The 11,963-nt window shown below is 48.3% G+C and carries 8 protein-coding genes; 2 read left to right on the top strand and 6 right to left on the bottom strand.

Features of this window, described 5'->3' with window-relative positions; all coding sequences use genetic code 11:
• Nucleotides 1–21 precede the first annotated feature (21 nt).
• Nucleotides 22–1,014 (bottom strand): hydrolase, encoded by a 993-nt coding sequence (locus tag ACJJIQ_RS06845; protein WP_444897503.1) that lies wholly within the window; start codon nucleotides 1,012–1,014, stop codon nucleotides 22–24.
• A gap of 34 nt (nucleotides 1,015–1,048) precedes the next feature.
• A complete protein-coding gene (locus ACJJIQ_RS06840; protein WP_413662210.1) occupies nucleotides 1,049–2,302 on the bottom strand; it encodes an MFS transporter in 1,254 nt (417 codons plus the stop codon).
• 77 nt (nucleotides 2,303–2,379) lie between these two features.
• On the opposite strand from ACJJIQ_RS06840, the gene ACJJIQ_RS06835 reads away from it, so the two are divergent.
• Complete coding sequence (locus tag ACJJIQ_RS06835) at nucleotides 2,380–3,627, top strand: ArsB/NhaD family transporter (protein WP_413662211.1); 1,248 nt, start codon at nucleotides 2,380–2,382, stop codon at nucleotides 3,625–3,627.
• A 9-nt stretch (nucleotides 3,628–3,636) separates the two neighbouring features.
• Here the strand turns inward: ACJJIQ_RS06835 and ACJJIQ_RS06830 are convergent, their stop codons facing one another.
• The 4 genes from ACJJIQ_RS06830 to ACJJIQ_RS06815 form a co-directional block, all read right to left on the bottom strand.
• Nucleotides 3,637–4,131, bottom strand: a complete 495-nt coding sequence (locus tag ACJJIQ_RS06830) for a DUF411 domain-containing protein (RefSeq protein ID WP_444897506.1) — start codon at nucleotides 4,129–4,131, stop codon at nucleotides 3,637–3,639.
• A complete protein-coding gene (egtD, locus tag ACJJIQ_RS06825) occupies nucleotides 4,115–5,083 on the bottom strand; it encodes an L-histidine N(alpha)-methyltransferase (protein ID WP_444897507.1) in 969 nt (322 codons plus the stop codon). Before egtD ends, ACJJIQ_RS06830 begins: the two co-directional genes overlap by 17 nt.
• 2 nt (nucleotides 5,084–5,085) lie before the next feature.
• Entirely contained in the window at nucleotides 5,086–6,390 is a 1,305-nt protein-coding gene (egtB, locus tag ACJJIQ_RS06820; RefSeq protein ID WP_445364102.1) for an ergothioneine biosynthesis protein EgtB, read from the bottom strand.
• A gap of 361 nt (nucleotides 6,391–6,751) precedes the next feature.
• Complete coding sequence (locus ACJJIQ_RS06815; protein WP_444913971.1) at nucleotides 6,752–9,301, bottom strand: TonB-dependent receptor; 2,550 nt, start codon at nucleotides 9,299–9,301, stop codon at nucleotides 6,752–6,754.
• 325 nt (nucleotides 9,302–9,626) lie between these two features.
• Here ACJJIQ_RS06815 and ACJJIQ_RS06810 point away from each other — a divergent pair, with 325 nt between their 5' ends.
• The gene (locus ACJJIQ_RS06810; protein ID WP_445364101.1) at nucleotides 9,627–11,954 is read left to right on the top strand and encodes a penicillin acylase family protein; all 2,328 of its coding nucleotides are present in this window, start codon (nucleotides 9,627–9,629) and stop codon (nucleotides 11,952–11,954) included.
• The last annotated feature ends 9 nt before the right edge of the window (nucleotides 11,955–11,963 follow it).

Genomic DNA, 11,963 nt, shown 5'->3' with positions numbered 1-11,963 from the left:
GAGCCTGGAAATGGGAGCCCCCTAACGGGCTCCCTTTGGAAACCCAACGACTGCCCCCAAAAAGTAGGGTATTTTTTTCTCCAGCCAATAACTGGGGCTCCATACCGTCCCATCTATAAACCCTACATGCCCCCCTCGATCACTCACCGCCAAATCGACAGCAGAACTAACTTCGCTGGTTACAGGTATCGCTGATGGACAAATAAAAGGATCATCAACGGCGTTGATAATCAAAGTCGGCGTGCGAATATCTTTGAGTAAAGGCTTACTGGATGCCTGGGTGTAATACTCATCCACATCACGAAAACCATGTAACGGCGCAGTGAAAGCATTGTCGAAATGCCTGAAATCGACAAAGTCCTCACTGCAATTGAGATCGGGTAAGGCCGCAGCCAACTGTGGGTCTTTCGCCTTATGAAGCAGGCTCAAACGAAGCCCGCTAATCAGGTGGCGCTCATAAAGGTGGGATATACCAGTGTTGATGTAGCGACTACAGGCATGGAGGTCCATTGGCGCCGAAACAGCAATCCCAGCGGCTACCTGCCCGCGGCCACCATCTTCACCTAACATTTTCAGAACAACATTTCCGCCCAATGAGAAGCCAACCACGGCAATCGTCATTAATGGAAACTGTTTCTTAAGTTCACTAACCAGCCAGCGAGGATCTTCAGTGTCACCACTGTGATAGGCCCTCGGCAACTTGTTAGGCACACCACCACAACCTCGAAAATGCATTACAGCGACCTGGTAATGGTATGCCAGAAGGGTTTCCATCAGCCCCTGCACATAGGGCGACTCTACCGAACCTCCCAAACCGTGAAGTATCAATACCAGAGGATAATCGGGATCATTGCGTAGCGGCCTGGGAAAATGCAAAGAAAGGCGATCGCCATCAGGCGTTTCGTACCAGCGGCAATCTGTCTCAATCCAGGGGGTGGCGCGGTGAAAACGACTGAATACGGTCTGAATATGTCGATTGCCAAGGCCTGGGGCTGGAGAAAAAGAATTAACCATAGATTTCTATCAATAGTCGAAACAACCGGGGCTATCAGTTTCCTGCTGATGGTTTAGGGATTGTTGCCCCTTTCGTTTCTGGGACAAAAATCAGAAAAAATGTACCGGCGATCAGAGCAATAGCTCCCAAAGTAAGAAAAGCAACGCCATAGCCAAAATACTGAACAATATATTCCGCAGAAAAATTACTACATGCCGAACCAATTCCCACCAAGGCGGCCATAGCGCCCTGAGTAACATTGAAACGGCCCGTACCACGTGTCAGGTCGGCACACATTAAAATAATAATGACGCCAAATATACCATTAGCCACGCCATCCAGGGATTGAATTGCTACCAGGAAGTACGGATTGTCCGTAGACATAAACAACAGCGCCCGTACCGGATTGATAAAAAAACCGATAAGGAAGATTAGCTTGCGCCCCCAGGTATCCGCTTTGGCCGCACACAGAAAGGACATCAGCATCATCATAAACTGGGCGGCGATGATACAAGCTGATGTAAAGGCAATAGCTATATCGGCATTCGAGTTAATCGACAGTTTCTGACTCACCAAGGGCAACATCGCGGCATTGCCAAAGTGGAATAGAAACACGCTGACAGCCAAAGCGACCAGGCGCCTGTCAGACAGCAGTGACTTGAAACCCGACGGCTGTGCTTTGCCCTCTAGATCCTTGTGCTCTCCGCCCCGAGCACGGATATGATCGATAGATTTTCCCGGAATAAAGGCTACCGAGATCGCCATAAGGGCACCCATAACCGCCATCAACCAGAACACCCCCTGCCCGGAAATAGTCAGGGCAAGAATCGCTGCAAGCCCAGCAGCAAAGACATTGCCCGCATGATTGGAGGCCTGGTTGGCACTGGTTTGATAGGTAAAGTTCTTATCGCTGGTAACCCCGAGTGTGATTGCCGCAATAGAAGGAGCCACGAAGGCAATTGCGCCTCCCATCAAAACCTGAGAGAGATAAATCAATGGCTTGTGGCTGGTAAATTCCACAATAGTGATAGAAACAATACCGATAATGATCCCGCAAGTGGCAATAAGCCCTCTCTTAAAGCGAGTACTATCGATAAATGCGCCAGCAGGTGTCTGCAGCAGTACAGTGGTTACCCCGCCAATTGCCAGGACAACCCCAATATCTCCCGGCTTCCAGTGCATGGCTGAGAGCAGGTAAATAGCCAGGTATGGTCCCAAACCCGCAACCACATCTCCAGCAAAGAAATTCGTAAAGAGAAGAGGTTTGTTTAAACTCTTATGAATGGCCTTGTTGGCACTCTGCTGCACTGGATAGAGCCTCAGAAAAATAGCAATGCTGAAAACCAGAGTAGCAGTTGGGACTAGCGACACTCGGATAACGATAGATGTCTATCAGCTTAACCGTCTCGGCAATCATCTTTATCCTAATAGCCGTGCGCCAATGGCTACCATCTGCCGTTCGTATCTGGCACATCATGACCCTTGGCGCAGTAGCACTTTTGGCCTTGAGGCAAATCACACTTAAAGATGCATTCTTTGCAGTGGATTGGGACTTAATCCTCTACTTATTCTCTGTATTTTCGATTGCATCCGCTCTGTACGACACAGGGATTTCAGCACAAATCAGCAGGCGAATACTCTCCCGTAAAAACCCCAATACCATACTGGCAAGCTATGTCCTGATCATGGCCGTCTGCGCCGCCCTTCTCACCAATGATGCTGCAGCAGTGATTGGTGTACCCATCGCTCTATTGATGGCTCGGGATATGAACTGGGGTGTTGTACCCCTACTTATTTTACTTTGTGCCACCGTAACGATCGGCAGCATGATCTCCCCAGTCGGCAACCCACAAAATATCTTGATTGCCAACGCAGGGCAGTTTGACAATATGTTTCTGGTATTTGCCGAGTGGATCTTTATCCCGGCAGCAATCACCATGCTGCTGTCGATTCTTTGGTTAAAAAGGTTTCTTAAAGTTGACGAACCCAGTCACAATGTAGGCATTCAGCATCGAGAGGACAATGAGATAGCACAAAAATGGCCACCTCTATTGTCGGCAGCCCTTCTGGTAATTCTAATAGCATTAGGCAGTGTACTTCATAACGTAGAAGGTATTTACCACCCAACCTTGGGTCAAATAGGCTTGGTCGCCTGCTCACCCATTTATCTGGCGAGTCATGAAAGAAGAAGAATACTGAGAGAAGTAGACTGGCCCACCCTCTTTTTCTTTATTTCTATGTTTATTGTGACCGGCTCACTACTCAAGTCCGGATCACTACAGTTTTTTCTGCACAAGAGCGGGATTAATCTGGCTGAACCTGAAACCGTAACTTTTGTCAGTTTTTTTGCCAGCCAACTGTTTTCCAATGTTCCCGTAGTGGAAATCTACCTGAATCTGCTACATGAACACGACACTCAAACACTTATGATGCTATCAGCCATATCTACAGTTGCTGGTAACCTATTTATAATCAGCGCAGCCAGCAATGTAATAGTGCTGCAGCAGGCGGAAAAATTTGGTGTGCAACCATTTAACTTCTGGCAGTTCTTTTTATTGATGTTGCCGGTAAGTGTTATCAGTGTGGCAGCGAGTTATCTCTATATTATTTGGTACAGCTCGCTACAGACCTAAAAACAAGAGCTAACTCTGGGGCTTCTCGACTCGGACAAAGGGGCGATAGTCTCCCCCTTCCAGCAGCAGATAAATATTGTAAGGTTCAAACTTTCCATCCACTTCCATTCCTGGGCTACCAACGGGCATCCCGGGTACTAATAGACCGATTCCATCCTCTGGAGGAGAGGAAATAAATTGCAGGATATGTTTGACGGGAACATGGCCTTCAAAAACATATTTGTTGTGCCACACCGCCGTATGGCAACCCTCCATCCCCCGAGGAACACCCCATTGCTGCCGAATTTTGGCCATATTCAGCTCAGAACTGGTAGATACGGCAATGTCGTTACCCCGTAGATAATCCACCCATTTGTTACAACAGAAGCAAAGCGGATGTTTATACACAATAAAACTATCGGCATCCCACTGTTTTTTTTCCTCCGCACCAGCAAAACTTGCTGGTGCGGCCAATATCACCAGTGAGAAAAGGAGACCTAAAACCTCCCTAGATAGCCTGGGCATAGTGAATAGCATAAGATTCAGAGGAATCAGTCCAGTGGCGAACAGGTTTAAAGCCGCCTTTCATCAACAGGGTATTAAAACTACTCACTTTATATTTATGGCTATTCTCGGTATGAATAGTCTCCCCTTCCGAAAAGACGATTTGTTCCCCAGCGATTGCGACGCTTTGATCCCGGAGGCTAACTAAATGCATTTCTACGCGTTGTCGCAATGGCTGATAGAAGGCGCGATGAGAGAAAGATGACAAATCAAAGTTGCCTCCCAACTCACTGTTAATTCGTTGCAGGAGGTTCTTGTTAAACTGCTCCGTAATATGCTCACTATCGTGATACGCCCTCTCCAGCACAACTGAATCTTTAACTAAATCAGTTCCGATAAGCAGGCCGTCTCCCGCTCTCAAATTTGCCGCAAACGTCTCCAGCAATTGCTCCGCCCTATCCGGCTCAAAGTTTCCAATTGTCGAACCAGGAAAAAACACCACACGTTTTTTTGACTCAATATTCGACAGATTGTCCCATACTTCGGCTTGAGTAAAGTCACCCACTTCCGGCCAGATAGAAATATGAGGTAAGCCTTTTTTAATTCGTTGCCCCGCCAGATAGAGAATCTCCGGGGAAATATCGATGGGATAGTATCCGCTAGGGCTTTTTAATAGATGCAGTAGGCCCTCTACTTTTTCGCAGTTGCCTGCACCGGGCTCCACCAGTAGCGCCCCTGGGCCAATTTCCTCAGCAATATCCGGTAGATACTGACTGAATATCTTCGCCTCAGTACGGGTTAAATAATAATCGTCTACATCACATATTTTCTCGAATAACTGAGAGCCAAGTTCGTCGTATAGGTATTTACACGGTAGTGTTTTCTGATCTCCGGCCAACCCCCGTAACACATCATTGAGAAATTCATGGTCTTGTTGTGAACTTTCCTGCATCGATGATACGGCTGCTTTCACATTTAGTCTCCTGCCAAACGGATACCGGTAAATTGCCACGACTGGTGTGGATAAAAGAAGTTGCGGTAACTGATCCGGATATGGTCAGCCGGGGTTGCAAAAGATCCACCGCGAAGAACCTTTTGGTTACACATAAACTTTCCGTTGTACTCCCCTACTGCATCCTCCCGGGCTCTGAAGCCCCGATAAGGTAAGTAAGCGCTGGAAGTCCACTCCCACAAATCCCCTAAGAACTGCGTTTGCCCCCGCTGCGCCTGCAATGGCCTAAAGTGACGTTTTTCCAGGAAATTAGCTGATGCCATCTGATTCGGCTGGCGTAAATGGCAAGCAGCTGCCTCCCATTCAAATTCAGTAGGCAATCGTTTTCCAGCCCAGGTTGCGAAAGCATCTGCCTCATAGAAAGAAAGATGGCAGACAGGCTCAGCTGGATTTAAGGGTAGCAACCCATAGAGGGAGTACTGATACCAACCATCACTATTCAGCCGCCAATAGAATGGGTGCTTTTTCTGATTTTTCTGCAAATGCAGCCAACCATCCGAAAGCCACAGACGATGCTGTTCATAGCCACCATCCTCTATAAATTCAAGATACTCGCCATTGGTAACCAGTCGGGAGGCAATAACAAAGTCATCGATAAACTGCTGATGCTCAGGCTCTTCATTATCAAAGCAGAAAGCATCCCCATTACTCCCAATCCCATAGAAGTCCTTGGGTATGCTCAACCAACGCAGTGGCTCCAGTGCCCCGTCTTCATCTTCAGGAAACATATCCCGGTAAGCTGGTGCCATGGGGTTAGTTGATAGAGCATGCTTAATATCGGTCAATATCAATTCCTGGTGCTGCTGCTCATGATTCAACCCCAGCTGGACCAACGCGGCCAAATTTTCAGGAATCGGGTACTCACTGAGCAACCGGTGCATGGAGTCATCAATAAACTTTCGATATTCATAAACCTGGGCACTATCTGGACGCGAAATTAGCCCCCTGTTAGGGCGTGCAAAGGGGGTACCCAAACTGTTGTAGTAAGAGTTGAACAGGTGGTTGAAGTGTGGGTTAAACGTTTGATATCCCCGCAACCGGTTGGCAAGGATAAAGGTCTCAAAGAACCAGCTCGTATGTGCTAAATGCCATTTGGTAGGACTGGCATCCGGCATAGACTGTAGCTGCATATCCTCCGGGGATAACGGCAACGCGAGGTTCTCTGTCTCTGCACGAACTTTCTGGTAATCACTGAGAAGTTGATGTTGTACTTCCTCTAAAGTTACTTCACCGACGTGTATTGCCATATTAGTAATCAACTGCGACACATTTCTTCTCTATTGAAATCATCATACGCAGTTTTAGGTGTAAACCTAGAGGGTAGCTATTCAACAGAAGGGTATATGCGCCAGTTTATTTTTCTCTTGAAGGGTCAATAAAAAAAGGGCCGGATAAACCGGCCCACTCTCTCGTCATGCTGACAGGAATAACTTAATAAAATAGAGCAAAAATTGTTTTATGTAATATTTCTTTCAAAATTTAGACGCAATTTTCTCAATCTAAACGTTTTTTATAGGCTACTGCCGGAATAAGGGGCTCTAAATAATCCCACACTACTCTTGTGGCCTTTAAATGCCCTCCCAAGGTCGACAACAGCACATCCCTGTGCCGTATTAACCCATGGGTTAATTAAAATCGGACAGTTAAATCCGCACCGTACATTCTCGGCATAAAGCGCCAAGCGGGACTGGCACCAATGGCTGCACCGGTACCACCATAGCCGCCAGCGATTTCTTCATCCGTCAAATTTTGTATCCAGAGCGCCAAAGAATAACTATCTGAAGGGCTGTTCCAGGCCGCCCGCAGGTTGAACAACTGATAGTCTTCCACGATACGTGTCCGATCAGTAATCGAACCAATTCGCTCATCTGTCCAGTTATAATCGCCACGGAAAATAAACTCCCCGCCAGATGCAAGGTCCACTGTGTATTCAGCCATTAGGTTGAATTTATTCTCTGGCGTTGATACCCGAGACTGACCTACTTTCGAGTCCTCTTCAGTCTCACCAATGGCTTCGATGATCTGGTAGTCAGTAAACTCTGTATCCAGGTAGGAGTAATTACCGGCAATAAACAAGCTCTCTGTTACTGCCCACTGTACTTCGATCTCCGCCCCAGTACCCTCCGCATCCGAATTCCGCAAGTTATAACTGGGAATAGGAGTACCCACCAGATCCAACTCCTGCAAATTGTTGTATTCGTAGGTGTAAATAGAGGTATTCAAGCGTACTCGGTTGTCGAACAGGCTGCTCTTAAGACCAACCTCCAGGTTAACGACATCTTCCTGATCGAAAGACGACTCAACCCCGGGACCAAAGTTCAGGCTATTGAATCCACCGGCTTTAAAACCATCCGCCAGGGAGACATAGGTCATCACATCGTCATTCCAGCGGTAATCCAGCACTATACGACCGGAAAGGTCGCTCCAGCTATCACTCAATTTGGAGTCCAAAACCGGCTGGCCATTGTTGAAAAACACAATGCCAAACAACTGGGACCCCAAGTCGACCTCAGGCAAAGTTACAGTGCCGATCACATTGCCATCTCCGTCAACCAAGCGCACATCTCCGCCGGATAGTGACAGAGGAATACTGTTGCCATAAGCCGTCTGGATGGTGAAATCTTTTTGATCGTAGGTATAACGAGCACCGACAGTCAGGTCCATCTTATCGGTAAGGCTCCAGGTCATGTCGCCATAAATAGCACTGGAACGGTAATCACCTGTGTTGCGAACGCTCTCCCCCCAATGTGCATCCGAGGCTATCCAGGGATTGAAACCCGCCATCATCTGTCCGACTACATCTTCCGCATAGAGCATATCGCCGGTTATACCAGTGGCCCCTAACTGAGCGAGTAACGCATCCACTTGGCCTGTTTGCAGCATTAGGTCATAGACAAAGGAAGCGCTGGCAATTCCCTCCAACCCCGCCTGCTGCAGCTGCGCACGGGTGATAACCGCTAAGTCCTCTTGCTCGGTTTGGGTCAGGTCCGGATAGGCAGCCTTTACCCCTTCATAAACGGCGAAGGATTCTACCGATCCGGTAGTGAAATTGGCATAAGTGGTGTGATCCACCTCTTCTTCGGAGTAAGAAGCTCCCAGAGTCCATTTGATGGTATCTGTAGCACCATTGAGACGGAATTCTTGAGAAAATTGGCTTTGATCATCAGTATTAGCGGACCCAAACATATAGTCCGGGTTGGCGGTACCATCCTCATCCTGCTGCAGGTGGGCATCGAATTCGCTGTAGGCAGTAATCGAAGTAAAAGTGAAATTATCGAAATCTTTGGTAATTGTCAGTGATGTGCCAAAGGAATCACGATCCTCAATGGTCGGGGTATCCAGGGCATAGTCGCCAAAAACATCCGTTTCATCTTTAAGGCTGGGCACTATGGTTGTTCGCAAAGCGCTGCCTTGATCCATAATCCCGTAATTGGCGCGCCACAGCACCTCGGTATCCGTCGCCGGCTCCCACAACACAGAGGCGCGGTAGGTCTGAGTATCCTGATCCCCTACAGAGAATCCATTTGCTAAATTATCAGCAAATGGATCGCGACGATTTGTCGACGCCGAAAAACGGCCATACAGGTTGTCACTAATCTGGCGATTAACCAAAAGATCCGACGACTGGCGCCCATAATTACCGGCAGTTAGATTTAATTCCGTAGAATCATCCGCCTGCGGTTTGGTGGTAATAATGTGGATCGCACCACCGGTGGCATTGCGACCGAATAGTGTACCCTGAGGCCCTTTGAGGACTTCAACCCTCTCAATATCGGTCAGCGGTATCTCGGCACCTGCACTGCGGCCGGTATAAACCCCATCCACATAGACCGCCACTGCTGGATCAGAGCCTATGGTCCAGTCATTAGTTTGCACGCCGCGAATACTGTACGTTGGTTGCAGGGCGGTATCATTGTGCATTTCCACGCCCGGCGTATATTTCCCCAAGTCAGTCAAATTTTTGACACCGGCTTCTTTTATATTTTCCCCGGTGAAGGCGGAAATCGCGATAGGTACGTCCTGTAGGTTTTCCGCTCGCTTCTGCGCAGTAACGACAACCTCCTCAATTTCCGCAGCGTGAACGTGAGAGCCGACAGCGGTGAGGAAAGCAATGGTTCCAGAAAGAATGGAAAGATTGAATCTACGGTTTGTTACATCTCTACCAACATCGTGCATCATCGCGTCCTCGCGTTTATTGTTATACAGCCTGATGTTTTCGATTTATTGTTGTTTTTGTTATTGCACGCCATCTTACGGTTGCGTTTTCATATTGAAAACCCTGCGATGACTTTTTTCTTGTGACCAGTCAGTTCTTCGAGAAATAGCAGTGAATGACAGGAAAATCCTATAATTTAAAGCTTGGGTTTTGTCACTAAAAGTTACTCCTTGTATCGCTTAGTAACTTTGCGAGTGAAATTAAAATTGCACAATAAAGTGCTACCGACATTAACTCAGAGATTTTGCGGCCACCACAATGACAACATTTCCATTTCTCAAGCGGTATATGACAGCACTAATTATCAGCCTATTGGGTTTGATAATTATATTTTTAATTGGCTCCTGGATCTGGCTCCGACAGAGCTTGCCTATTCTCGATGGAACCATTACCACGGGTAAATTAAAAGACCCAGTTGTTATCGAGCGCGATTCACAGGGAGTGCCATTAATTCATTCTGAAAACCGAAACAGTTCGGCCTTCGCATTGGGCTTTTTACACGCGCAGGAACGTTTTTTCCAAATGGATCTGTTGCGGAGAAGTTCTGCCGGGGAATTATCAGAATTACTGGGCGCGTCCACTATAAAACACGATCAAAAGGTACGTTTGCATCAATTTCGCCAGCGAGCAGAGCGAAACATTGCTGCGATGCCGGCGGAACAAAAGGCCCTTCTGGATCAATATATCAACGGTATTAATTTTGGCCTCAACCAGCTTCCCGCAAAACCCTGGGAGTATTTGTTATTGGGTCAGGAACCGCGCCCCTGGAATTCTGCCGACAGCCTGTTAACTATCTACAGCATGTACCTGACGCTACAAAGTGAACGCGGTAGTTATGAACTTCGCGACACCGCTTTAGCCGAATTGCTTCCAGCAGATCTCTACGCTTTCTATTTTCCCCAAGGCGGGCGGTGGGACGCACCACTATTTGGAGAAGCACGAGAAAAGGTCAGCCTCCCAGAAACACCGATTTCTGCACTTTTAGATGAACAGGACACTATCGTTTATCAGGCGATGGAGAGTGATGACAAGATTTACGGCAGTAATAACTGGGTGGTCGGCGGTAATTTAACAGCGCACGGTGGAGCCATTCTTGCCAACGATATGCACCTCGGGCTGAGTGTTCCCAATATCTGGTTCCGAGCAGGCTGGAGCATACCAGGCACCAACCGATTTGTTCGTGGCGTAACCCTTCCAGGCGGCCCAATTATGGTTGCCGGAAGCAACGAATTAGTTGCCTGGGGATTTACCAACACCGGTGGCGACTGGAGTGACCTGATTCCACTGGAACTCAGCGAAGACGGCAATCAATATAAAACGCCTGAAGGCTGGAGGAATTTTGCCTATGAAACAGAATCTATCGCCGTCAAAGGCAGCGACCCAAAAACCATAGAAGTTCGCACAACTATCTGGGGTCCCGTTATCGGTACAAACCACGATGGCGTTCCTCTCGCATTCCGCTGGGTTGCTCACGACACTCTGGGCGGCAATATGAACTTGATTGATATGGAAGTTGTTCGTACTGCCGAAGAAGCTCTGGAGCTTGGCCCCGCCATAGGCATCCCCCACCAGAACCTAGTGGTTGGCGATAGTAACGGCAATATTGGTTGGACTGTGGCTGGCGCTATTCCCAAGCGAGTCGGGTTTGATGGCAGTCGATCAGTCAGCTGGGCAGATGGTAGTGCCTATTGGGACGGCTATTTAAGCCCCCAGGAGCACCCCCGCCTGTATAACCCGGAGTCCGGCCGAATCTGGAGTGCCAACGCTCGAATCGTTGATGGGGGCTATCTCAAACTCATGGGCAACCACGGCTATGCGCTCGGCGCACGTCAGCAACAAATTCGCGAACGGCTTTTCGCTCAAGAGAAATTCAATGAGCAGGACCTTTTAAATATCCAACTCGACGATCAGGCAGTATTTCTCGAGCGGTGGCAGCAACACCTCCTCACCTTACTTGAAGATCAGCAAGACTACCGCGAGGTATATAAACAGATTCAAAATTGGGGAGGCCGAGCCGCCATCGACTCCGTAGGCTATCGCATCGTTCGCAACTATCGCCTGAAGTTGATGGAGCTTACGACAGCGCCCATTTTGACTTACATGCGCCGCTATCAGCCCAAGTTTTCTTTCGGCCAACTCAAACGCCAGTTTGAATATCCACTTTGGGAAATGGCTCAGCAAGAGCCAAAACAGCTTCTCAACCCGGATTTTGAATCCTGGAACGCGATAAAGCTCGCCGCTCTGGATCAAGTACTGGAAAAAATGAACCGCAGCAATCAGCCCCTTAAGCGTCAATCCTGGGGTGTTGAAAACACGGCAAAGATCCAGCATCCACTAGGCAAAGCAATACCACCACTGAACTGGTTCCTGGCAATGCCTGCGGAGCCTCTCGCCGGAGATACCCATATGCCCCGCTTCCAGTCTCCCACTCATGGCGCATCCCAGCGCTTAGTGGTTTCACCGGGCCGGGATGCAGACGGTATTTTCCATATGGCCACAGGTCAAAGTGCTCATCCACTCTCACCATTTTTCGGCAACGGCCATCAGGATTGGGTAAAGGGAAACACTTCATCATTTATTGAACGCGAGCCTCGCTACCGACTCACGTTAAATTAGAGGTACCGC

It is taken from the genome of Microbulbifer maximicatervae (SeqCode), from assembly GCF_052468295.1.
Note: the sequence above shows the minus strand (reverse complement) of the source record. Positions and strands in the feature narration are given on the sequence as shown.

Bases quoted from the DNA above. Each gene is read 5' to 3' on its own strand.
- ACJJIQ_RS06845 (WP_444897503.1), bottom strand. From the start codon at position 1,014: ATGGTTAATTCTTTTTCTCCAGCCCCAGGCCTTGGCAATCGACATATT.
- ACJJIQ_RS06835 (WP_413662211.1), top strand. From the start codon at position 2,380: ATGTCTATCAGCTTAACCGTCTCGGCAATCATCTTTATCCTAATAGCC.
- ACJJIQ_RS06830 (WP_444897506.1), bottom strand. From the start codon at position 4,131: ATGCCCAGGCTATCTAGGGAGGTTTTAGGTCTCCTTTTCTCACTGGTG.
- ACJJIQ_RS06815 (WP_444913971.1), bottom strand. From the start codon at position 9,301: ATGATGCACGATGTTGGTAGAGATGTAACAAACCGTAGATTCAATCTT.
- ACJJIQ_RS06810 (WP_445364101.1), top strand. From the start codon at position 9,627: ATGACAGCACTAATTATCAGCCTATTGGGTTTGATAATTATATTTTTA.